A 23,615-nucleotide genomic window follows, 5' to 3' on the forward strand; every position below is an offset into this window, starting at 1 on the left:
TCCTTACCAGATTTATTAAAATTCAATTAAATTTATTAGACAATTCCCGAAGATGCCATTTACGATATCACATGCAGCGATAGTTGTCCCCTTTGTAAATACCTCCCGCAAATACCTGTCAGCAACCGGTTTAATCATCGGCAGTATGGTACCCGACTTTCTTTACTTCATTTTACTGAACCCATACTTCAGTGGCGGACATCAGTGGTGGGGAATTTTCGTATATGATATACCGTTAGCCCTGCTGCTCGCGTATATTTATCATCTTATCGTAAAACCGGTAGTGCTTCCTTACCTGCCGGCGTGGGCCAGCGACCGACTGCATCTGTTCAGGCCGTTTAACTGGGATACCTACTTCCGCGAACATTATGGCGTAGTGATCTATTCCATTATACTGGGCATACTCACGCATTTCTTCCTCGATGCGTTTACGCATGAAGAGGGCGGATTTGTGTCATATATACCTTTTTTACAAAAAGATGTAATGGTATGGCATCATCCTATGAAGATGTGGTACCTGATGCAATACCTCAGTTCTGTAGCAGGGCTGTTAGTGATGTTATATTTCTTTCTGAAACTGCCACGGGTGAATAATCTCCCGAAAGTATCCCTGCAGCTGAAAGCTCGCTTCTGGATTACCGTGGCCGTAATAAGCGGATTAATGTTACTGGTGAATGAGTACTTTCATCATATTGACTGTAAAGGCATGGATTACCTGGCCACCGCGCTGGGCGGCGTTTTCTACGGCATCCTGTTTACCGTGGGGTGGTATTGGTGGGTTACTTATTCATCCCGGTCTATGCGGTAACTCCATTCCATGTGGAGCGTATCCATAATAACTTTATACTTTTCTTTCCGGCTGGTACCGATGTAGACCCCATTCACCTGTCCGTTCTGCTCGGTGGTAAGCACCAGGATATCTTCATAATCATTGGTAAAAAAACGTAACAACTGGTTGGAAATACCGGTTTGCTCCTGCCAGTTTGCAGTAACGGCAGTGATGTGTTCCGACGTGAGGTCTTCTTCCAGGTCGGTGAAGGCCGTGTATGGAAGTCCACCCAGCGCGCCGTTCCACCAGGCCATCGACAACAGAAAATGTTCCGTTGTATCGGCGTCGGTAAACCACTCCTGGCGGGCACTGTCGTAGGTACCAAATACCGGCGGATCCGGCAACGCGAGATCTGCTTTGGCAATGCCCCACAGTACCACCGCCTGATTCTCTTCATAAAAAATCAGGTGATCATCTTCCGAAAAACCAATTTCTCCCAGGGAAGTTAAACGGTTAAAACTATCGTTCACCATTTTGTTTTTACCTATAGCAAGATAGTATTGCCGCAATGCTACCGGTAATTGAAGCTGTAAGCGGGCTTCCAGCGCGGCTATTTCTGCGGCTGTATAACCGTGATTGGCATCTTCCGGTAAGTTGTATAATTTGTGGATGATTTGTAGATAGTGCATGATAAAACAAACATACAAAGTAAAGTTGAAAACCACATGGCCAGATACGTTGCATTTTTAAGAGCAGTAAACGTTGGGAAACGAACCGTTAAAATGGAAGATCTGCGCCGGCAGCTGGATACCGCAGGCTTCAAAAATGTAAGCACCTATATCCAGAGTGGCAATGTGATGTTTGAATCCGGCAGCAATAATGCGGCGGCACTGTCTGCAAAAATAGAAAAGCTGTTGTTCACTACCTATGGTTTTGAAGTGCCCACTATTATCCGGTCGGTGCCCGAACTGGAGAACGTGGTGAAACACACCCCGTTCCCTGGTGTTATGCCGGATAAAACCACGCAGGTGTACATCACCTTCCTTTCTGCCGACGCCGGCGCACATGCCGCATCCGTGATTGCCTCGCTGCAGTCGGCCGCAGAAACCCTGCATATGAAAGGCCGGGAGGTATATACCCTCATACGGAAAGACCTGGAAACCAAACCCCTCGATGTGATTACGCGACTGGAAAAAAAGCTCGGGCTTCCCTGTACTACCCGCAACTGGGCTACGGTGAACAAGGTGATCTGGTAACGGATTAATAATTTCTTTGTGAAAGTGTAAGTTTTTTCCGCATCCTGCAACTAACCCTGATAAATACCCTGCATGGACAAACCCGCATTTCTCGATACCATACAGCAGCACCAGGGCATCCTGCATAAGTTGTGCCGCCTGTACCGCGATAGCCGGGAAGACAGGGAAGACCTGTTCCAGGAGATGATCTACCAGCTTTGGAAATCATATCCTTCTTTTGAAGGCAATGCCCGTATCAGCACCTGGATTTACCGGGTGGCACTCAATACCGCGCTGGCCGACTTCCGCCGGAAGAAACCCGATATTACCTATACCGATAGTTTGCCGGAACTGCCCGACAGCGCTAACAATGCGGCGGCATCAGTACAACAGGAACAGCTTTTTGCCGCACTCAAACAACTGAGTGATGCAGAAAAAGCCATCATTGCATTGTATCTCGGGGATATGAGCTACCAGGAAATTGCAGATATTATTGGCATAGATGAAAATTATGTGGGCGTAAAACTTAACAGGATTAAAAGCAAGATCAAAAATATTCTAAAATTATAAACACATGGATCCTTTAAAATCAGCATGGGACAACGCTCCCACCCCTGACCGGGACATTTCCGCCATCATTGGCAAACACACTTCTCCCGTATTAAAAGATATCAGAAAGCAGGTGATACTGGAAGCCATCGGATACAGTATTTTCCTGATAGTTTACTATGATTTTTTTGACGGCGACAAAAAACCATATTACCTGAACCTGCTGTTGGTGGTATCGGTATTATGTATGCTGGCACAAAGCGTTACAGGGTATGTATTGGCCCGTAGCCCTGCGATGGAATACAATCTCCTGCAGAGCATGCGAAAAAAATTGCACAATATCAGGAAGTACGCGCTGATTACCATCTTCACAAAAATCCTCGCCTTTGCAGGCATCTTTGCGTTCTTTCTTGCCAGCATTCACTGGACGCAGCAAAAGTACCTGACATTGATCCCGCTCGTTATCATTGTTGGTGTACAGGCCTATTTCCAGTGGAAAATATGGGCAGGAAGAATTTACCGGGTAAAGCAAACAGTAGAAGAGTTAAATCAGTAAGAAGATTGATGGTGGTAATCTCTGGCAGAAATAATAGCTTTATGGCTGTTAAAATGAGCCTATGCACCATGTGAGGAAATTTTGTTTTATTTTATTACTGTTAGGAATAGTAACGGGAGATAGCTTCGCTATTGGTTACCCCATCAGATACCTGGGTATAGAGGACGGTCTTTCCAACAATGCCGTTACCAGCGTATACCAGGACCACAAAGGCTTTATGTGGTTTGGTACTTACGACGGACTGAATAGGTTTGACGGCTATAAATTCAGGATCTACCGGAATAAAATTAATGACAGCAGTTCCCTCGTGGATAATGGCGTATATACCCTCGCCGATGACATCCATCACCAGTTATGGGTAGGCGGGCGAAGAGGCGTTTGTGTGTTTAACCCGGTGAGCGAAAAGTTCACATTACCACGCTATCTGCCCCTTCACAGCAATACTTCCCGGATCATCAGCGAAAATACGCATACCATAAAATCAGATGAAACCGGCAATATTTTAATCGGCACCGAAAAAAGCGGGTTGGTACTGTTTAACGGCCGGCAGGCCACCGGCAAACAGATTCCCTTAACCATGTATCACGGTGATGTTACTGATTACGAAGTAACCGCCATTGAATTCAGCGGAGCCGCTGCCTGGGTATTTGTGCAAAATGTAGGTTTGTGCAAATATGATATTGCCAGGCAGCAGTTGACCATCATCAACAGGGATATCAGCAGGGGTAATTGCCTTACGGCAGATGGAGCCGGCAACATATGGCTGGGTACAGACGCCGGGGTATTCCGCTATGTTCCTTCCACCGGCAAATATTCAGAAAATGTGCTGTCTGTAAACAGTAAGATCGTTAACCTGTATATCGATAAAGACGGGACCATGTGGAGTGCCTCGGACGGTAACGGCATTTACCTGGTGAATACAGCCAACAGTACTGCCAAATCCTTTACCACCGCCGGCGAGCAACAACTGAGCAGCAATGCCGTGTATTCTATTTATGAAGACCGTCAGGGCCGCAAATGGATTGGTACCCTGCGTGGCGGCATCAACATTGTAGAACCCAAACGCAACCCGTTTGAATTTAATATGCCCAACAGGGACCCGGTGGCCCGGGTAGTGGACAATTTTATCTTCTCTTTCTGTGAAGACAACCACAAAAATATCTGGATAGGTACCGATGGTGGTGGACTTAAATACTGGAACAGGGAAAACAATACCTGGACCACCTATAAACATACCGGCAACAGTAATACGGATATCAGCAGCAACTTTATTACCTCCATTATCCAGGACGCCCGGCAGGACCTGTGGATTTCCACCTGGTTTGGCGGCGTAAACAGGTATAACGCCGCTACCGGCACTTTTGAACACTTTGTATGTTTTAACCCTTACACCCGCACCGCCGAAAACAATGTGTGGACTGTGTATGAAGACCGGCAGCAACAACTTTGGGCCAGCACCACCAACAACGGCACCCTGTACCTGTTTAACCGGCAGCAAAACCGTTTTGAACTTTTCGACAGCAGCCTGGTAAACCTTCAATGCCTGGCAGAGGACCGGGATGGCCAGCTGTGGGGAGGCAATTATTCCACCCTTATCCGGATAGACCGTGACCGGAAACAGCACCGGCGTTTCAACATTGGCTACACGGTGCGCTCCATCCACCAGGACCAGAACGGAACGTTTTGGGTGGGTACCGATGGTGGCGGATTATTGAACTTTGATCGTAAAAACGGAAATTATACACGATTTACCACCTCAGAAGGGCTTCCAAGCAACTCTATACTGCGGATGCTGGAAGATAAAACCGGCAATCTTTGGCTTAGCACCTTTAATGGTTTATCGCGGTTTGACCCGAAGAAAAAGAGCTTTCGCAACTTCTCTGCTTCCGATGGACTGCAGAGCAACCAGTTCAGTTTTAATGCCGCCCTGAAATTACAATCCGGGGAATTCCTGTTTGGTGGCATCAAAGGATTCAATATTTTTTACCCGGATAGTATTTATTCTCAAACCACAATTCCCCCGGTTTTATTAACTGCCGTGAGAATTAATAATACTTCCGTGACGGAGCTGGATCAATATGTATCCAAACGAAGCCAGGAAGAGATCCGGGAAATTACCGTGCCTTATGATAAGGCCACCATTGCATTTGACTTTGTTGCACTGGAATATACCTTACCGGATAAAATCAGCTACGCGTACCGCCTGCAGGGGTGGGATAATAACTGGAACTATGTGGGGCAAACCAGAACCGCCAACTATACGCATCTGCAGGAAGGCAGCTATATTTTTGAGATCAAAGCCAGCAATGCCGACGGTGTGTGGAGCAATGCCATTCACACGGTATCAGTGGTAGTATTGCCGCCCTGGTACCGGACCTGGTGGGCTTATCTCCTGTACATTAGCAGCATTATGGCCGCTATTTATGCCTACACCCGGTATAAGGCGCGGGAAGAAAGGCTGAAATATGAGATCAAGCTGGCGCATCTTGAAAATGAAAAAGAAAAAGAGCTGAATGAGAAGAAATTATCCTTCTTCACCAATATTTCCCATGAGTTCCGGACGCCGCTCACACTGATCATTACCCCGCTGAAGGAGCTCCTGCAAAATAAAGAATACCCTGACCTCAGTGTGGTATATCGCAATGCCCGGCGCCTGCTTAGCCTGGTGGACCAACTCCTGCTGTTCCGCAAAGCCGACCGGGAGGGCGATCAGCTGAACATCTCCCGGCTGGATATTGTGCACCTGTGCAACGAAGTATACCAATGCTTTTCCCAGCAGGCCAGGATGAAACAGATCGACTACCGTTTTGAATGCCGGGATACGCAACTGGAAATATATGGCGATAGTGAGAAACTGGAAATCGCTGTATTTAATCTTCTTTCCAATGCGTTTAAATTCACCCCCGAAAACGGCAGTATCATTTTTGAAGTAACCAGTGATGACGCAGAGGTTACGATTGTCATAAAAGACAGTGGCTGTGGTATTGAAGGCAGCGCCGGTAACCGGATCTTCGAAAAATTCCAGCGGGCGCAGGACCGGAAGGAGTCACTGCAAACGGGCTTTGGGATTGGCCTTTACCTGGTCAAGCACTTCATCGACAGTCATCATGGCAGTATCACCTACCAGAGTGAGGTCAACAAAGGCACCGCTTTCCATATCACCCTGAAAAAGGGAAGCGGACATTTTGCCGGTGTGCTGCTAAGGGAAAATGCGCCTCAGAAATCTGCTTTCCTCGAAGAACTCACCACTGTTGCGGCCTTGCCTCAACCGGAAGTTCCCGAGGCAGAAGGGACGACTACCACGATTACCGAAAAGAAATCGATCTTGCTGATTGATGATCATGATGAAATACGGCAATATCTCCGGCAGCTGTTCAAAGACAAATTTATTGTATATGAAGCTGACAATGGTACCAGCGGGTTTGCAGCCGTTCAGAAATTTATGCCCGACCTGGTGATCAGCGACATCCAGATGCAGGGTATGGACGGGGTGGAGCTATGCAGTAAAATCAAACAAACGGACACTGTGAGTCATATCCCTGTGATCCTGCTTACCGGGTCTTCCGCGTCGGATACGCGGCTCCGTGGCCTCGAAGGCGGGGCTGATGACTATATTACCAAGCCATTTGACAAGGACCTGCTGATGGCTAAAGTGAATAACATCATCAAGAACCGCAACCTGCTGCAGCAGTATTTCTTTGACCGCATCACCCTCAAAAACAGCAATATTAAGGTACCTGCCGAATACCAGGACTTCCTGAAACGGTGCATAGAGATCATTGAAGACAACCTCGAAAACGAGGAGTTCTCCATTAAAAAGTTCACCCTGGAAATCGGGATGAGCCACTCCAGTTTGTATAAAAAGGTAAAATCCATTTCCGGTCAAACCATCAATTCCTTTATCCGGTCCATCCGTCTCCGGAAGGCAGCCGTTTTGCTGCTCAAGGAAAACTACACCATTACGCAGGCAGCCATGCAGGTGGGCATTGGTGATGTAAAGTATTTCCGCGAACAGTTTGTAAAACTGTTTGGGATGAACCCTTCCGATTATGTAAAAAAATACCGCCATTCTTTTAACCGGGACTTCAATGTCACCGAAACTGAGGGGTAAATTCCTGTAATTAGCCGTGGATGGCACTTTATGCATATCCTGGGCGAGATGCCCGGGGGAAATACCCCTGTAATATTTTACGATTTTACCCCCTTTTTTAAATGATTTACCCCCTCTATGATGTCTGCCCGGCATAGTACATTGCGGGTATCATGAAAAGATGCGTACATCTTCCATGCAACCAAAATGGGTATTCCACTCTTCCAATTTAAATTATTGCGTTATGAAACAACTTCAATCCGGAACGGACCATCAGGTGTTTGTCCTATTACGGCGCCAACCTTTCTTTCAACTTATGCTGGCAATCACCTTGTTATTGATGGGAATGAACGTACAGGCACAACAAACCCCCATTACGGGAAAAGTAACCGATGCCAGTGAGCCTGTTCCCGGTGTTACAGTACGTGTAAAAAATAAAGCTACTGGTACGCTGACAGATGCGGAGGGCAAATTTTCCCTTAACGCCGCACCGGGTGATACCCTGATATTTAACCACATCGCCTATGAAGCGATGACGGTGCCTGTAAAGAACCTGTCTCCCTTAAAAATAGCATTGACATCCCTGAGCAAAAGTGTAAATGAAGTAGTGGTAGTGGGATATGGCACTCAAAAGAAAGCTACGCTGACCGGATCTATTTCCGTGGTAAAAGGAGCTGATATTTTGCAGAGTCCACAGCCGAACGTGTCCAATGCCCTCACCGGCCGCTTCTCCGGGGTTATTGCCAATAACCGCTCCGGCGAGCCGGGAAAGGATGGTTCCCGCATTACTATCCGCGGACTGGCCACTACCGGCAACAATGATGTGCTGATGGTAGTAGATGGCGTACCCGGACAAATAGGTGGTTTGGAACGGCTGGACCCCAATGATATTGAAAGCATATCGATATTGAAAGATGCATCTGCCGCGGTATATGGTAGCAGGGCCGCCAACGGCGTAATGCTGATCACTACTAAACGGGGTAAAACCGGCAAACCGGTGATCAATTACAGCTTTAACCAGGGATTTTCATCTCCCAGCCGCTTGCCCAAAATGGCCGATGCTGCCACTTATGCGCAGATCAGGAATGAAATCCAATATTATAATAATCCTGCTGGTGGTATGAACCAGTTTTATACTGACGAGCAACTCCAGAAATTCCGTGACGGGTCAGACCCGGTGAATTTCCCGAATACCGACTGGCAGGAAGCTACTTTAAAGAAAGTGGCCACCCAAAATCAACATAGTCTTTCCGTAAATGGTGGCAGTGAAAATGTGCGTTATTATGTTTCACTTGGCATGATCAGCCAGGATGGATTGTATAAAAGCGGGGTGACCAAATATAACCAGTATAATTTCCGGTCAAATATTGATGCAGATGTAACGAAGAGATTAAAGGTAAGCCTGTATTTATCGGGCAGGGAGGAAGACCGCCTTTACCCTACTACCAGTGCAGATGACATTTTCCGGGGTATTTACCGTGCTTATCCTACCGTGTTGGACAGGTATCCGAACGGATTGCCTACCACCGGTATTGAAAACAATAACCCGGTGATGCAGGTAACTGACGCCGGTGGTACTGCGCGCAACCCTACACAGGTATTTAATGGTATCCTGAAAGGATCGTATGCCATACCGGGTGTAGAAGGGTTGTCGCTGGACGGATACTTATCGGCTGATAAATCCTGGAGTTCCAATAAAAGCTTCGCCACTCCTTATAAAGAATATACTTATAACCAGACTACACAATCGTACGATAAAACAGTGGTAGGCGGTTCCAACGGACTGGCTTCACTTGCCCAGCAGCAGCGGAACATGACGCTGATCACCAGCAATATTAAGCTGAACTTTGCCCGTCGTTTTGGCCAGCATAATATCACGGCCCTTGTTGGCTATGAGCAAAGCAAAACTGACCAGGATACCTTAGGTGCGATCCGCTTGAACTTCCCAACGCCGCAAACGCCTGAGATGTCGCAGGGAGGATCTGCTGCCACGGATAAAAACAATTCCGGCACCAGTTACAGTTTTACGAGAAAAAGTTATTTCGGCAGAATTGCCTATGACTATATGGAAAAATACCTGCTGGAAGTACAGGCCCGTTACGACGGTTCCTCTATTTTCCCGAAAGGCGAGCAGTATGGCTTTTTCCCTTCCGTATCTGCCGGCTGGCGCGTTTCAAAAGAAGAGTGGTTTAAAAACGTAAGTTTTATTAATGATCTGAAGCTGCGCGGCTCTTATGGTACCCTGGGAAATGACAATGTGGGTTTATTCCAGTATTTCGATAACTACTCCATCGTAAACCAATACGTAACCGGTGGCCAGATCCTTTCTGGCATTGATCTTACCAAACTGGGCAACCCGTATATCACCTGGGAGATTGCGCGGAAAATGGATCTGGGTTTTAATGTGGCTTTCCTGCAACATTTTAACCTGGAGTTCATTTACTTCCAGCAGAAGCGTTCCAAGATCCTTACCCAACGGAATGCGTCGCTGCCGCAGACTTCCGGCATTGTGAATCCATTCGATCCTGCTTTCCCGCTGGTACCTGCTGAAAATATCGGTAAGGTAAACAGCAATGGTATAGAAGCGACCCTGGGTTACGACAACACTACCAGCGGCGGTTTTCACTATAACATTTCCGGTAACATCACCTATGCAAAGAACGAAATCAAATTTATAGATGAAGCCCCCGGCACACTGTCTTATCAACGGAAAACCGGTGGTCCTATGAACAATTACCTGCTGTATGACGTGATCGGTATATTCCGGACTGCGGATGACCTGAATAAGAACGTACACCTGTCGGGTGCGCAACTGGGAGACCTGATCTACCGCGATGTGAATAATGACGGACAAATTAATGCAGATGACCAGGTAAGAACAAAGTATGGCAACATTCCTGAAATCACCTATGGTATTATACTTGGCGGTGATTACAAAGGATTTGATTTGTCGGTGTTATTAGCCGGACAGTCGCATGTAAGTCAATATGTATTACCTGAATCCGGTACCATTGGTAACTATTACAGCAGCTGGGCAGATAACCGCTGGAGTCCCACCAATACCGGCGGCTCGTATCCAAGAGTAGATGAACGCGCTTCTAATTCTGTAAATGGCGGCCGTTTCCAAAATAATTTCTGGCTCAACAACGCTGCTTTCCTGCGGTTGAAAAATGTATCGCTCGGTTATACGTTCAAATCGGACATTCTGTCCCGCATAAATATTGGCAGTCTGAGAGTGTATGCCAACGCATTTAACCTTTTCACCATTACCAAGGTAAAAGACTACGATCCTGAAGGAAATAATGAAAGGGGACAGTTTTATCCACAGCAGCGGATCATCAATGTGGGGGTAAATGTTAGATTCTAAACCAGAAAAAAAGCAGTCATGAAAACAACGCACTTTATATACAGTTTAACTTTAGTTGCCGCAGGATTATTTTCCTCCTGCAAACAGGACTTTCTGAATATTACGCCTACCGACCGTATCCTGGCCGACGCCGTACTGGGCGATTCCGCTTTGTTTCAGAATTACGTGATCAACCGGTACACGAGCATCAAATTACAGGATAAAGAAGGAGAAGGTACTAATCCGGGTTTTGGCAGAGGCTTTGAATACGGCCTTTGGAGCTCTATCACCGACGAATCCATTTATAACAACGACGATAATACCTGGGTGATCCAACAGGGGCAGATTGCACCGGAAAATACCGGCATTGCAGGTACTATCTGGGGAAGAAGCTATCGCAGTATCCGGGAATGTAATTACGCACTGAATAACATTGACAGCGTGGAAATGAGCGCCTCTCTCCGTAAAAAGCTGACCGCAGAGTTGCGCTTTATCCGGGCGTTCCGGTACCATGATCTGATCCGCAATTATGGCGGCGTGGTGCTGATGGGTGATAAAGAGTACCAGCTCACCAGTGACCTTACAGATCCGGCTTTATTTAAAAGGGCCACCCTGCAGGAATCTATGAATTATGCCGTGAGTGAACTCACCGCCGCAGCAGCAGACCTGCCGGCTGACAACGATGGCAGCTGGCAGACCGGCAGGGCAACTCAGGCCGTTGCCATGGCGCTGAAAGCACGCTTATTATTATATGCAGCAAGTCCGTTGTACAACGTTGGCACCTGGCAAGCCGCAGCTGATGCTGCTAAAGCAGTGATGAACCTGTCGAAGTTTTCCCTCGCAGCAGACTACAGCCAGTTGTTCCTGAAAGCAGATAACAATGAAATCATTTTTGCACGGCAATACGCCGTAGGCGCCCGCCACGTGTGCCTGGAAATATCCAATGGTCCTAATGGTTACGGCGGATGGGCAGGTAATACCCCGCTGCAGAACATGGTAGATGCTTATGAAATGAAAAATGGTAAACTGATCACCGATCCAACATCCGGCTATAACGCGCAACAGCCGTATGCGAACAGGGATGCCCGTTTTTACGCCACTATTCTTTATAATGGCGCACCATACAGGGGATCTACGGTACAACCATTTTCTCCCGGTGGAAAAGATGGAAAAGATGGCCCTTCCAACTGGAACTCCACTAAAACTGGCTACTATCTTAAAAAATTCATGGACGATAAAAACCCGATCGATAATCCCTGGGACGTGGCTGGATTACAGCCCTGGATCTATTTACGTTATGCAGAAGTATTGCTGAACTATGCAGAGGCACAAAATGAAGCAGCAGGGCCTGATGCCAGCGTATATGCCGCGGTTAACCAGATCCGGCAGCGTGCCAGTGTACAGCAACCGGTGCTTCCGGCCGGCCTGAGTAAAGACCAGATGCGTGAGGCTATTCATCATGAAAGACAGGTAGAACTGGCATTTGAGGAACATCGCTTTTATGATGTACGGCGCTGGAGAACAGCTATTGTAACAGAAAATGTTCCTGCTTACGGCATCAACATCAGCGTTAATAACAGTGGCGTATATACGTATACTAGAAAAGTAGCGCTTGCCGGCCGTTTGTTCGCTGAAAAAAATTACTGGCTGCCGATTCCGAGAACAGAAATCCTGTCATCCAACGGCCTGTTGGAGCAGAACAAGGGTTATTAAACACTCATCCGCTTCACACAAAGCTGCTATGTTAGCCTGCCGGTTATCATAATTGAAAAATATTTAACGGGCATTTTGCTATTTTCCGGCGGCTTTGTGTGAAGCAAAGCGTTTTAGGAACATGAAAAAAATCATTTGCTCACTGCCGCTGTGCTTTGCGCTGCATACTGCATTATCGCAACAAAGCAACAGCAACGTTATCCAGGTGAACATCGACCTACATAAAACAGCGCAAACGATCCGCAACTTCGCGGCTTCGGATGCGTGGGCGGGTCAGTTTACCGGCAACTGGCCGGATAGCAAACGTAACCAGATAGCCGACTGGCTGTTTAGCACCGATACCACCGCCAACGGCCAGCCCAAAGGCATTGGCCTGTCGATGTGGCGTTTTAACATCGGCGCCGGCAGTGCGGAACAAGGCGATAACAGTGGCATCAAAGACGAATGGCGTCGCGCGGAATCCTTTCTGCAGGCGGATCATACCTACAACTGGAAAAAACAATCCGGCCAGTTGTGGTTTTTACAGGCGGCAAAACAACGCGGCGTTACAGATTTCCTGGGTTTCCTGAATAGCCCGCCGGCAGTGTTTACCAGCAACGGAAAAGCCTTTGCCGACAAGGGACAATGTAACCTTTCCCCGGACAAGTATGCTGCTGCCGCTGTTTTTCTGAAAGAGGTAGTGCAGGGCATACGTATAGCCACGGGCGTTAGTATCAATTATATCAGCCCGGTAAATGAACCACAGTGGGACTGGAGCGATGGCGGACAGGAAGGCTGCCCTTATAACAATGAACAGATTGCAGGCTTTACCAAAACCATCAGCAAAACTTTCAGCGAAGCAAAGCTGCCGGTAAACATACTGATTACAGAAGCAGGAAAAATCAATTACCTCTATGCCCCGGAAGATAAGCCGGGCAAAGGCTCACAGATAAATGCCTTCTTTAATCCTCATAGCCGGACTTACGTGGGCAACCTCCCCAATGTATACAAAGGCATCGCCGCCCATAGTTATTTCACTACTTCGCCGGAAGATACGGCCACCGCTATACGAAAACGGCTGCATACCGCGCTGAACGGGCTGGAATTCTGGCAATCGGAATATTGTATCCTGGGAGATAACGCGGGAGAAATAAATGGCGCCGGTGTAGACCTTGGCATGGATGCAGCGCTTTATATGGCGCGGGTAATCCACTCCGATCTTACTATTGCAAATGCCGCTGCCTGGCAGTGGTGGCTCGCCATTTCGCCGTATAATTATAAAGATGGATTGATTTATATCGATAAAAATAAAACAGACGGGCAGCTGCGCGATACCAAAATGATGTGGGTGTTAGGCAACTACAGCCGGTTTATAAGACCCGGCGCTACCAGGGTGCAGGCAGTTATGAGCGATAGCGCAGCGTCGAAAAATCTCTATCTGTCTGCTTATAAAAACAAAGATAATACCCTCCGGATAGTGGTGATTAACAACGGCAGCACTGCCGCTGATGCCAACATACACTGCAGGGAACTAAAAACAGGCAGTATGCGCAGCTATACCACCAGCGCGCAGGAAAACCTAACGCCAGGCTATATTTCCGGTAACATTATTCACATTCCGCCACGGTCAGTAGTTACATTGACAGGTAACCTAAGCAATAAACAGTAGATAATGAAAAAACTAAGCGTTGTAATTTTAATGGTATTGTGCAGCATACAGTTGTTTGCACAACACACTTTCCAGCTCGGCGACTCCGCCTTCCTGCTGGACGGCAAACCTTTCCAGATGATTTCAGGAGAGATCCATTACCTGCGCGTGCCGCGTGAAAGCTGGCGTGACCGCCTGAAAATGGCAAAGGCAATGGGACTGAATACCGTAGGCACCTATGTGTTCTGGAACATGCACGAGCCAGAAAAAGGACATTATGATTTTTCCGGCAACAACGATGTAGCCGCCTTTGTAAAAATAGCACAGGAAGAAGGATTGTGGGTGGTATTACGCCCTAGTCCGTATGCCTGCGCCGAATGGGAATTTGGCGGATATCCATACTGGCTGCAGAACATAAAAGGTCTCGAGGTGCGCAGTAAAGAACCGCAATACCTCGCCGCCTATAATAATTATATCAAGGCAGTTGGAAAACAACTATCGGGCTTGCAGATAAATCACGGCGGCAACATCCTGATGGTGCAGATAGAAAATGAATATGGTTCTTACTCCAATGATAAAAGCTACCTCGACATTAACCGGAAGATGTTTATTGACGCAGGTTTCGACGGGCTGCTTTACACCTGCGATCCCGCAGCCGATGTAGCCAAAGGCCATCTGCCCGGTTTGCTGCCGGCAGTAAACGGTATCGATGATCCGCAAAAGGTAAAACAGCTGGTGAGAGAAAACCACAATGGCAAAGGGCCGTTTTATATTGCCGAATGGTACCCGGCCTGGTTTGATTCCTGGGGACAAAAGCACCACACCATTCCTTATGAAAACTTCCTCGACCGCCTGGATCGTGTACTCGCAGCCGGCATTTCCATTAACATGTACATGTTTCACGGTGGCACTACCCGTGGCTATATGAATGGCGCGAACTATAATGATAAGAGTCCTTATGAGCCGCAGATCAGCAGTTACGACTATGATGCGCCACTGGATGAAGCAGGAAATGCCACACCAAAATTCATGAAGTTCCGCGAAGTGATAGCCAGGCATCTGCCGGCGGGCGTAACTTTACCCGAAGTTCCCGCAAAGAAACCGGTAATCACCACCCCACAGATCACCTTTGAACGCAGCGCAGCAGTTTTCAACAAATTGCCCGCGGCCATTAAAAGCGTAGATCCGTTAACGTTTGAAGATCTTAACCAGGCTTATGGATTTGTGCTGTATCGCACTACCGTTCCCGGCGGACATAGTGGCCTGCTGAAAATAAAAGATCTCCGTGATTACGGTATTGTGTTCGTAAACGGCAAAAGGGTGGCTATACTGGACCGCCGTTTGGCGCAGGACAGTGTGGAGGTAACGCTTCCAGCCGGTACTGTTACCCTGGATATCCTGGTAGAAAATCTTGGACGTATCAATTTTGGACCCTATCTTCTTAAAAATAAAAAAGGTATTGCCGGCCAGGTATTATTTAATGGCCAGGCTATTCATCAGTGGCAGCAATTTAAACTGCCCTTTGATGTTCAGCCGGCTGTAAAGCCTTCTGCTGCCGGTACTGATGCACCGGTGCTGAAAGAAGGCAGCTTTACGCTTTCCTCTACCGGTGACACCTACCTGGACATGACGCAGTGGGGTAAAGGAGCCGTATGGATCAATGGACACCACCTGGGCAGATACTGGCAGGTAGGCCCGCAACAAACCTTGTATGTACCTGCTGAATGGCTGAAAAAAGGCAGCAATAAAATTACTGTGCTGGAACTGATTAAGCCGGCTGCAAACACCTTGCAGGGCATCGATCATCCTATACTGGACGTATTACAATAACACAAGAGAAGTTTGTAAAAAGCTATTGGAGCGGGTTTCCGTTTCAATAGCTTTTTACTTTACCTTTATACGGTACCTCTAATCCCACAGCTGCCGTATGAAAAAAATTGTTCTGTTAGCAATTGCCTGTATGGCCGGGTTACCGGTTTTCTCTCAGCGCTTTGTACACGGCATAGGGTTTTCCACATTTATTGATCATACGTCCAGGTACGGCAGCATCGCCAGCTTCGGCCTTTCCTATGCCATCCGTTATAATGTGATGGAAACAGATAAGATGACTGTTTCGGTGGGCATTCCATTATCAGTTGGCGGGTCGGGGGAATCTGACACCAACATGGAATCGTATTATGATGCGGAAGGTAATATTGTGTATTACTACACCCGCGATGAGGATGATGGTCCCAGGACAAAGCCCAGGGGTATGGTCGATATCCCGCTAATCATTAACCTGAACTTCGCCGGATTTTCTTCCCTGGATAATAAAAACTCCGTAGGCCTCTTTGTGGGAGGCGGACTGGCCTACCATTACGGTCCTGTAAATGTAAAGTACAAAGACCGTAACGGCGGCAGCTTTACAGACTCTACTACCCAGCATGCGGTAGGGCCGATAGGTAACCTGGGAATGCGGATCGGGCTTGGCAAAAAAAAGAACGGCGCTATTGAAATCAGGGGCTCCTATATGAAGAGCTTAACAAAGCGACAGCCCGACATTTATGGCATCAGCTTATTATATATACTTCCTAAAACAGGCAAATACGCTAATTCTTACGGTTTATATTAATCCCCACCCTTGCAAAATAAAATGATCCGAGTGTGCCCATCTGCACCGACGCATATTTAAACACGCCGAAATAACTGTTGCCATATACCTGTTCATCCGGGAAAACATCGAGGATGTTATTGGCGCCCACTGTTATGGTAACAGGTTTCAGGTTATAGCTGAAAGACAGGTCCGTTACCACTTTCCCTTTGTGCACCTGTACTTCTCCAAAGGGGAAACTGTTGCGGGATACTTCTCCGAAATATACATTGCGCAGTAACACACTGAATTTTTTATAACCATAGGTAAGCGATAAATTAGTCTTTACGCGTGGTGTACCATCCGTGATAAGAATACTGTCGTTGGGAGAAAAGAAGATCTGTTCCTGTCCTTTTAAACCGTCGGGAATATGCAGGTTGCCGGTGATCTTATTTTTATTGTAGTTGAATCCCAGCGAAGCATTGAAACTATGGGGACCCGAACGGAGATTATAGTCGGCTACCACATCGATGCCCGCGGTACGGGTATCAATACCATTGCTGAAAAATCGTGCAGAACTGGCGCCCAGCGGATTGATAATATGCTGGATAGCTTCCACCGGATCGCCGTTGGCATCGAAGCCGAAGCTGCCGGTTAACACAATCCTGTTTTTGATGTTGGTAAGATAACCATCTACAGAGATGCTGAAATTATGGGCGGCCTGTGCGGTAAAGCCCAGGCTGTAGTTTACAGATGTTTCCTGTTTCAACTTTGGGATACCCAATGCTTTTGCCACGGTGCTCTGGTTGGTAAAGAACCCGGATTGACCGAGCGTGTTATCCGGTAAAATATCCGTGCTCACATAACTGAAATACTGCTGATGCAGGGAGGGCGCCCGGAAACCATTGCTCACGGCGCCACGCACGTTGAACGCATCAGAAATTTTATACCTTGTCGCAAATTTACCACTCAGCGCTGTTCCGAAATCGCTGTAGTGTTCCAGCCGCGATGCCGCGCTGATCAGCCACCTGGAAGTAACATCCAGTTCGCCATCTATATAAACACCGGTGTTATTCCTGTTTTTATGGATGGCATTATCCGGTGAAAACCCGGTAAACGACTGCGATCCGCCTGCCAGTCCCGAGGGGTTAGACACGGTACCATCCGGGTTTTCCATCAAGGCGTAATTTTTCCAGGAAGCCTCTTCCCCGGTGCGGATGCGGTAATCATCTACCCTGAACTCTGCGCCAAAGGCCAGGTTAAAGCCAGCAGCCACGCCTGCAAAGCGACGGCTGAAATCGAGGTTGGTAGTGTTCTGTAAAAATTCATGTCCGCCGGCTTTGAAGCTGGTGGGAGATGCATTCTGCAACGAGGCATTTACGGTATGATCTACCTCATAGTCGAAACGGTTGTCGCCCAGTGTATTGCTCAGGTCGGCCTGCCATTCACCAAATTTATGTTTCAGTCCTACGGCGATAGAACGGTCGTGGATACGTGAATCAGTAGTAGGCTGAAAACCATCGGGGTAAATCGTATATACGTTTACGGTAGGATCGCTTGGTAAGCGTCTGAAGCCGAAGCCTTCGCCCTGGCGGTAACTGTAGCCGCCAAAAGAATAGAATTCACTTTTGCTGTTGTTAAAAGGAAGCGATAAATTATAGAATACGCCGCCATTCTTTATTTGTGCATCGCCGATCTGGAAATTAAAATCATTTCTTTTTAGTCCTTTCTGCTTCAGCATATCGTCGTCGTACTTCCGGGAAGCGGCGGGATCATTGGTAAAGTCGTACGCGAAATAATTATCGAGAGACGACTGATCGAAGATGATTAGGTTATTATTTTGTGCGCGGGTGGTTTTACCTCTCTGGTAAGCTTCCCCGGTGATATTGATATAACCGCCCTGTTTGCCGAGACCGGCGCCGTAGTTGAGGCTCAGCTGACCAAGGCCTCCATCGCCGCGGGAGGTAACACCGCCGGTTAATGCGGCAAACAGCTGCTGCGTGTTTTGTTTCAGGATGATATTAATCACCCCTGCAATGGCATCGGAGCCGTATTGCGCTGAGGCGCCGTCGCGCAGCACTTCTATGCGTTCGATGGCAGCAGCAGGGATGGCATTGAGATCTGTTCCTACAGAACCATTACCAACAGTGCCCTGGTTATTGACCAGCGAGGTAGTATGACGACGTTTGCCGTTAATCAATACCAATAACTGGTCAGGACCAAGCCCGCGGATGCTGGCGGGATCAATATGCTCGCTTCCGTCTGAAGAGGATTGCCGGTTGGAGTTAAAAGACGGGGAAATATATTGCAGGATCTGGTTCAGATCATTTTGCGGTGTGAGTATTTGTATTTTGGAGAGATGAAAAACATCAACGGGCGCCACGGTGTTTAATCGTGTGCGGCCACTGCTGCGGGTACCTACTGTTACCACTTCATTCAAAGTGCGTATAGCCGGGGCCGGTATAGTATCTGCCGCGTTTTGCGCAATGGCAGCGCTGCTGATCAATACAAAAATAAAGGCAGGGTATAAAGATCTTATCATCAGTAGCGATTTATTTTTTAGGAGATAAAGTTACTTCCACGCTCCACTCACTACCGCTTCCGATGTGATAGGCAGCGGCAAAGTTGCCCTGGTTGAGGGCAAAAGACAGCTGCAGTAAGCTGTTCAGGTAGCTCAGTGGTTTTCCTTCCGGTACTGCGCCAAAAGTTTGACTGTACGGCGCCGCTGTTTGATGTACTTTTTTTCCGTTATGGAAAAATGTGACCTGCAGTACATCGCCGTATTGAGGATGCAGCTGGTTGAGGAGATCGGCGGTGATGTTGGTCCACACGTTACCATATTGCACATCCAGGATGGAGATGTTGCCCTTTAGTTTTCCGCCTTCCAGCACGGCCGCCTGGTAAGGTATTTTTACTACCTCTTTGGGCAATACCGATCCTACCTCTTCAAAGGTGATAGCGCCTGCTGCCAGTCGCGCGCCGGTATATGCATATACATCCCTGCCATGGAAAGTGTAGGATTTCTGCGAGTCCTTTCGGCGGTTCACGGCTTCATTGATTTCACGTATTTCCGCGATGCCTTCGGAGGCCGCAATGAGGGTGAGAGTGCCGTTGTCTGGTGTTACAATAAAGTGGCCTTTGTTTGTTTTGAGCACTACCGATTTACGGCTGGTACCCACGCCGGGGTCTATTACCGATACGAACACGGTGCCTGCGGGCCAGTAGGGCACTGTTTGTTCCAGCCGGTAGGCGGCCTCCCATATATTGTATGCGGGTATTTCATGGGTGAGGTCATATAGTTTCAGGTCGGGCGATACGCCGGAGGCTACGCCTTTCATGGCAGAAACGGCGCCATCTTTCAAACCGAAATCCGACTGGAAAACAACTATTTTATTTTGTGCAAATCCAATGCTGGTAGCTAATAATAATGCCAGGCTGGCGATGAAACGGTGTGTTGCAATGTTCATGGGGGAATGTAATTAGTCTACAAATCTAGTAGATTATTATGAAATCATTAAAAATTATTACCTTGAATATAATTCATCTGCTATTAAAATGAAGTACCAGGAATTACCACCACCGGCATATCTTAAAAACCACGTCCGTTATTTCTGGACGCTGGAGAGTAATGATGTTGCCCACGTGCCTAAAATTTTGGGGCCAATGGCAGATGGTTGTCCGGGTTTAATTTTCCAGCAGTCGGACAGCGGTACCTTTTACCAGGAAAACAAAGAGTTGCCTGATTTGTTGTTGTACGGCCAAACCACGAAATATACGGAGCTGCAGGTAACAGGCACCATCTGTTCCATTGGGGTGTGTTGTTATCCGCATGCGTTGAAATCTGTTTTTGGTTTGAATGCCGATGAGTTAACCAATTCCTGTTTAGACCTGGATATACTGGCGGCTACCAGGGATTTTTACCTGGCAGAAAGGTTAGGCAACACGCCTTCATTAACGGAGAAGATAGCCGTTATTGCTGCTTTTTTATTTAAGCAGATAAATGAAAACAGTACGCCTGCCGATGAGGTGACGCACTTCGCCTTATCGCAGATCATTGCATCCGGTGGCAGTATTTCGTTAAAGGACTTACAGCAGCAGTTGCAGTTAACGGAAAGAAGTTTCGAGCGCCGGTTTAAACAGGGCGTTGGCATCTCTCCGAAATTATTTTCCCGGATATGCCGTTTTCAAAATTCCCTGAAGCAATTAAAAAGCAACAACTACAGCAAGTTGTCTGATATTGCCTTTGAGCATGATTATGCTGATCAATCCCACTACATCAGGGCCTTCAAGGAGTTTGCAGGCTTCTCTCCTTACCAGTACCAGAAAAAATCGACCGAAGCAGAAGCAGGCAGTAATTTCCTGTTGATGACCAGGTAAGTATCCCAATTTTTGTTCTTATAGATAGTTCCTTTAAATTGGGCGGCAAATGACACGTGTATGGAGATTTTCGCATCTACCCCCCGGTTGATTTTAAGGGAACTGATACCTGCTGATGCCGCCGGCATGTTTGAACTGGATTCAGATGAAGCGGTACATTTATACCTGGGTAACAAACCCGTAAGCACCATAGAAGAATCGCGGGAGGCCATTCAGTTGATCCGGCAGCAATACCGGGAGAACGGTATTGGCAGATGGGCGGTGATAGAGAAAGATACCAACCAGTTTGTGGGATGGGCGGGATTAAAACTGATAAAAGAACCTACCAACGGCCATGTTAACTACTACGACCTCGGCTATCGTTTTATAAAAAAATACTGGGGAAAGGGATATGCTACGGAATGTGCGCGGGCCAGCCTGGAATATGGCTTTAACCGGCTCGGGCTGGAAAATATTTATGCCATTGCCGATGTAAACAACGATGCGTCGAAGCGCGTTTTAGAGAAGGTGGGGCTGAGCCTGGACGGCACTTTTCACGACGGCGAAACGATGCATAATTGGTTTACAATCAGCCGGGAAGCATGGAACAGATCGCGTAACTGACAGCAGGGTACTGACTGAAGTGTAATTACAGCAGCCCGGTTTAACTTGCTTTACACAAAAGTGACCGGTGTTGCCATCCTTTACCCTCAATCAGTATCCCTTTTTATGAAGATTAACAGCATACAGTTATTAAGGGCAGTAGCAGTTATCCTCGTGGTACATGTACACGCCATCGACTTACAGGAAGCATTCACCGTTTCCCATCAGCAAAAATTTTATTTCCTCGAAAACTTTGGTGCTATTGGCGTAGATCTCTTTTTTGGGATATCGGGGTTTATCATCAGTTATGTAGCCAGTAACTATTTTGGTGCGCGTGACGGCGTGGATTTCCTGAAGAAACGGTTCCTGCGGATCAACCCTATTTATTATGTAGCCAGTGTGTGCTACATGGTGTTCTTTTGTTTTTTTGACCAGATGTACCCCATCACCGCTATTCTTTACGGATGGCGGGATACGATCTTTATGCTGCCTGTATTGAACTCGCAGAAGTGGCTGGCGCCTATCCTGGTGGTGGGCTGGTCGCTGAGTTTTGAGTGGTGGTTCTATTTCCTTTTCTTCTTCCTGATCCTGTTCCGTACAAAATACAAAACCTTGTTGCTGTTACTTGTTATTCCTGCGCTGGTGGCGGTGGGACAGTTGCTGAAGCCAGCTGATTTCCGGCTGATATTTTACACTAACCCTATCATGCTGGAGTTTCTCTTTGGGGTGATCATTTTCTGGCTGTACCGGCATGCAAAAGTGGCTGCCGGCGTAGCCGGGCTGCTGCTCCTGCTGGGCGTGGGCGGTTATATTTATAACATCGTGTATGGATTTGGAAATATTTCTGAACTGAGCAGTGTGACCGGTGGTACCGGCAGTTTGAAAAGGGTGTTATTGTGGGGTTTGCCCAGTGCGTGTATCCTGGCGGGTTGCATTTTCCTGGAGAAGCAGGGTGTTTGGACAAAGCTCTGGAATAACAAATGGGGTTTATTGATAGGCGATGCTTCTTATTCTATTTACCTGACCCACTATACTTTTTATTATTTCATCGCGCAGATATATGCCGCCACCGGCTATTTCCTGAATGCCGATCTTTCTGTTATCGTACATATGGTGCTGGCGGTGGCGGTGGGTATTTTCTTCTACTACAAAGTAGAGCGGCCGCTGATAAAGTTACTGCATTCCAGGCCCGCTGCGCGACCTGTTCATACGGCTATGCCATGATTTATATCAGATCAGGGGGTGTTGGGAATCCAGCCCCCTCTTTTCATCCACCACACCATGGGGTCCAGCCATTCGTTTACGGGTAACCGTTGGGTGAAGCCGTGGTTGCCGGTGGGATAGAGATGCAGTTCAGCGGGAATGCCTCCTCTCAGCATGGCCTGGTAAAAGGCGATACTGTTATTTACATTCACCACGGCATCATCGCTGGTATGCGTTATATAGGCCGGCGGTGTATTATTGTTCACCCACTCTTCGTTGGAAAAGAAGGCAATTTTTTCTTTGGAAGGCTCACTCCCTATCAGGTTGATGCTTGATCCCTGGTGCGCCAGGTCCTTGTTCATGCTTATTACGGGGTATACGAGGATCATGAAATCCGGGCGCAGATCGGTGTTTTCCTTATTGGGCACATAGCTCCTGGCGCTGTGGGTGCCCAGCGTGGAGGCCACGTGTCCGCCGGCGGAATAGCCTGCAATCCCTATTTTATGTGGGTCCAGTCCCCATTCCGCGGCATTCATGCGTACCAGTTTAATGGCCTGCTGTGCGTCCTGGAGCGGTCCTATACTTTTATCGCGCATGGTGGCATCTGAGGGCAGCCGGTATTTTACCACGAAGGCGGTGACTCCTTTTGTAATGAATGCTTCTGCGATTTTGGTGCCTTCCTCTGCGAAGGCCAGGAAGGCGTATGCACCGCCGGGGAAGATGATCACCGCCGCCCCATTGGGCTTTTCCGGCTTATAGATAGTAATGGTAGGTGCATCTGCCGGTGCAGTTTTCCCGATACTGTTGGGAATGGAATCTTTGTACAAAGGTCTTATTTCCTGGGCCTTTACAGATATAGCGGTAAATGGCAGCACAAAAACAAGAAGGGCCAGCATTTTCCCGATGCGGGGATAATTGTGTTGAATCATCCGTCAAAAGAAAAAATTCCGGTCCGCCGGAGTGTTTTACAATTGTAAAAGCGAGTGGATTAACAAATGA

General features: G+C 47.6%; 17 protein-coding genes. 13 read left to right on the forward strand and 4 right to left on the reverse strand.

Annotated features, from left to right (window positions below):
- The first annotated feature begins 52 nt into the window (after positions 1-52).
- Positions 53-808: a DUF4184 family protein gene (locus tag AB6805_RS19040; RefSeq protein ID WP_370911032.1), complete on the forward strand. Its 756-nt coding sequence runs from the start codon at positions 53-55 to the stop codon at positions 806-808.
- On the opposite strand, the gene AB6805_RS19045 is transcribed toward AB6805_RS19040, so the two are convergent.
- On the reverse strand, positions 784-1,458 hold the full coding sequence (locus tag AB6805_RS19045; RefSeq protein ID WP_370911033.1) for an SMI1/KNR4 family protein: 675 nt from the start codon (positions 1,456-1,458) through the stop codon (positions 784-786). The genes AB6805_RS19040 and AB6805_RS19045 overlap by 25 nt on opposite strands.
- Before the next feature lie 36 nt (positions 1,459-1,494).
- On the opposite strand from AB6805_RS19045, the gene AB6805_RS19050 reads away from it, so the two are divergent.
- From AB6805_RS19050 to AB6805_RS19090, 9 genes are all read left to right on the forward strand, one after another.
- The gene (locus AB6805_RS19050; protein WP_370911034.1) at positions 1,495-2,025 is read left to right on the forward strand and encodes a DUF1697 domain-containing protein; all 531 of its coding nucleotides are present in this window, start codon (positions 1,495-1,497) and stop codon (positions 2,023-2,025) included.
- Between the two features lie 72 nt (positions 2,026-2,097).
- Complete coding sequence (locus AB6805_RS19055) at positions 2,098-2,574, forward strand: RNA polymerase sigma factor (RefSeq protein WP_370911035.1); 477 nt, start codon at positions 2,098-2,100, stop codon at positions 2,572-2,574.
- Positions 2,575-2,578: 4 nt separating this feature from the next.
- Positions 2,579-3,109: a hypothetical protein gene (locus tag AB6805_RS19060; RefSeq protein WP_370911036.1), complete on the forward strand. Its 531-nt coding sequence runs from the start codon at positions 2,579-2,581 to the stop codon at positions 3,107-3,109.
- A 61-nt stretch (positions 3,110-3,170) separates the two neighbouring features.
- On the forward strand, positions 3,171-7,220 hold the full coding sequence (locus tag AB6805_RS19065) for a two-component regulator propeller domain-containing protein (RefSeq protein ID WP_370911037.1): 4,050 nt from the start codon (positions 3,171-3,173) through the stop codon (positions 7,218-7,220).
- A gap of 223 nt (positions 7,221-7,443) precedes the next feature.
- The gene (locus tag AB6805_RS19070) at positions 7,444-10,566 is read left to right on the forward strand and encodes a SusC/RagA family TonB-linked outer membrane protein (protein ID WP_370911038.1); all 3,123 of its coding nucleotides are present in this window, start codon (positions 7,444-7,446) and stop codon (positions 10,564-10,566) included.
- 18 nt (positions 10,567-10,584) lie between these two features.
- A complete protein-coding gene (locus AB6805_RS19075) occupies positions 10,585-12,258 on the forward strand; it encodes a RagB/SusD family nutrient uptake outer membrane protein (protein WP_370911039.1) in 1,674 nt (557 codons plus the stop codon).
- A 121-nt stretch (positions 12,259-12,379) separates the two neighbouring features.
- On the forward strand, positions 12,380-13,906 hold the full coding sequence (locus AB6805_RS19080; protein ID WP_370911040.1) for a glycoside hydrolase: 1,527 nt from the start codon (positions 12,380-12,382) through the stop codon (positions 13,904-13,906).
- A gap of 3 nt (positions 13,907-13,909) precedes the next feature.
- Entirely contained in the window at positions 13,910-15,715 is a 1,806-nt protein-coding gene (locus AB6805_RS19085) for a beta-galactosidase family protein (protein ID WP_370911041.1), read from the forward strand.
- Positions 15,716-15,812: 97 nt separating this feature from the next.
- Positions 15,813-16,496: a hypothetical protein gene (locus tag AB6805_RS19090; protein WP_370911042.1), complete on the forward strand. Its 684-nt coding sequence runs from the start codon at positions 15,813-15,815 to the stop codon at positions 16,494-16,496.
- Here the strand turns inward: AB6805_RS19090 and AB6805_RS19095 are convergent.
- Together AB6805_RS19095 and AB6805_RS19100 are read right to left on the reverse strand one after the other, a co-directional pair.
- Entirely contained in the window at positions 16,474-18,996 is a 2,523-nt protein-coding gene (locus tag AB6805_RS19095; protein ID WP_370911043.1) for a TonB-dependent receptor plug domain-containing protein, read from the reverse strand. The two genes, AB6805_RS19090 and AB6805_RS19095, sit on opposite strands and share 23 nt — an antisense overlap.
- 10 nt (positions 18,997-19,006) lie before the next feature.
- Positions 19,007-19,921: an S-adenosyl-l-methionine hydroxide adenosyltransferase family protein gene (locus AB6805_RS19100; RefSeq protein ID WP_370911044.1), complete on the reverse strand. Its 915-nt coding sequence runs from the start codon at positions 19,919-19,921 to the stop codon at positions 19,007-19,009.
- Between the two features lie 88 nt (positions 19,922-20,009).
- Between AB6805_RS19100 and AB6805_RS19105 the strand changes: the two genes are divergently transcribed.
- From AB6805_RS19105 to AB6805_RS19115, 3 genes are all read left to right on the forward strand, one after another.
- Complete coding sequence (locus AB6805_RS19105; RefSeq protein ID WP_370911045.1) at positions 20,010-20,831, forward strand: DUF6597 domain-containing transcriptional factor; 822 nt, start codon at positions 20,010-20,012, stop codon at positions 20,829-20,831.
- 60 nt (positions 20,832-20,891) lie between these two features.
- On the forward strand, positions 20,892-21,434 hold the full coding sequence (locus AB6805_RS19110) for a GNAT family N-acetyltransferase (RefSeq protein ID WP_370911046.1): 543 nt from the start codon (positions 20,892-20,894) through the stop codon (positions 21,432-21,434).
- Positions 21,435-21,539: 105 nt separating this feature from the next.
- Complete coding sequence (locus tag AB6805_RS19115; RefSeq protein WP_370911047.1) at positions 21,540-22,637, forward strand: acyltransferase family protein; 1,098 nt, start codon at positions 21,540-21,542, stop codon at positions 22,635-22,637.
- An 11-nt stretch (positions 22,638-22,648) separates the two neighbouring features.
- On the opposite strand, the gene AB6805_RS19120 is transcribed toward AB6805_RS19115, so the two are convergent.
- A complete protein-coding gene (locus AB6805_RS19120; RefSeq protein ID WP_370911048.1) occupies positions 22,649-23,545 on the reverse strand; it encodes an alpha/beta hydrolase in 897 nt (298 codons plus the stop codon).
- Positions 23,546-23,615 lie beyond the last annotated feature (70 nt).

Source organism: Chitinophaga sp. RCC_12, assembly GCF_041360695.1.
Lineage (GTDB): Bacteria > Bacteroidota > Bacteroidia > Chitinophagales > Chitinophagaceae > Chitinophaga.

Coding starts and splice junctions, on each gene's coding strand:
- AB6805_RS19080 (WP_370911040.1), top strand. CDS start 12,380: ATGAAAAAAATCATTTGCTCACTGCCGCTGTGCTTTGCGCTGCATACT.
- AB6805_RS19110 (WP_370911046.1), top strand. CDS start 20,892: ATGGAGATTTTCGCATCTACCCCCCGGTTGATTTTAAGGGAACTGATA.
- AB6805_RS19060 (WP_370911036.1), top strand. CDS start 2,579: ATGGATCCTTTAAAATCAGCATGGGACAACGCTCCCACCCCTGACCGG.
- AB6805_RS19065 (WP_370911037.1), top strand. CDS start 3,171: ATGCACCATGTGAGGAAATTTTGTTTTATTTTATTACTGTTAGGAATA.
- AB6805_RS19085 (WP_370911041.1), top strand. CDS start 13,910: ATGAAAAAACTAAGCGTTGTAATTTTAATGGTATTGTGCAGCATACAG.
- AB6805_RS19100 (WP_370911044.1), bottom strand. CDS start 19,921: ATGAACATTGCAACACACCGTTTCATCGCCAGCCTGGCATTATTATTA.
- AB6805_RS19070 (WP_370911038.1), top strand. CDS start 7,444: ATGAAACAACTTCAATCCGGAACGGACCATCAGGTGTTTGTCCTATTA.
- AB6805_RS19090 (WP_370911042.1), top strand. CDS start 15,813: ATGAAAAAAATTGTTCTGTTAGCAATTGCCTGTATGGCCGGGTTACCG.
- AB6805_RS19120 (WP_370911048.1), bottom strand. CDS start 23,545: ATGATTCAACACAATTATCCCCGCATCGGGAAAATGCTGGCCCTTCTT.
- AB6805_RS19105 (WP_370911045.1), top strand. CDS start 20,010: ATGAAGTACCAGGAATTACCACCACCGGCATATCTTAAAAACCACGTC.
- AB6805_RS19075 (WP_370911039.1), top strand. CDS start 10,585: ATGAAAACAACGCACTTTATATACAGTTTAACTTTAGTTGCCGCAGGA.
- AB6805_RS19050 (WP_370911034.1), top strand. CDS start 1,495: ATGGCCAGATACGTTGCATTTTTAAGAGCAGTAAACGTTGGGAAACGA.
- AB6805_RS19055 (WP_370911035.1), top strand. CDS start 2,098: ATGGACAAACCCGCATTTCTCGATACCATACAGCAGCACCAGGGCATC.
- AB6805_RS19115 (WP_370911047.1), top strand. CDS start 21,540: ATGAAGATTAACAGCATACAGTTATTAAGGGCAGTAGCAGTTATCCTC.
- AB6805_RS19040 (WP_370911032.1), top strand. CDS start 53: ATGCCATTTACGATATCACATGCAGCGATAGTTGTCCCCTTTGTAAAT.
- AB6805_RS19045 (WP_370911033.1), bottom strand. CDS start 1,458: ATGCACTATCTACAAATCATCCACAAATTATACAACTTACCGGAAGAT.
- AB6805_RS19095 (WP_370911043.1), bottom strand. CDS start 18,996: ATGATAAGATCTTTATACCCTGCCTTTATTTTTGTATTGATCAGCAGC.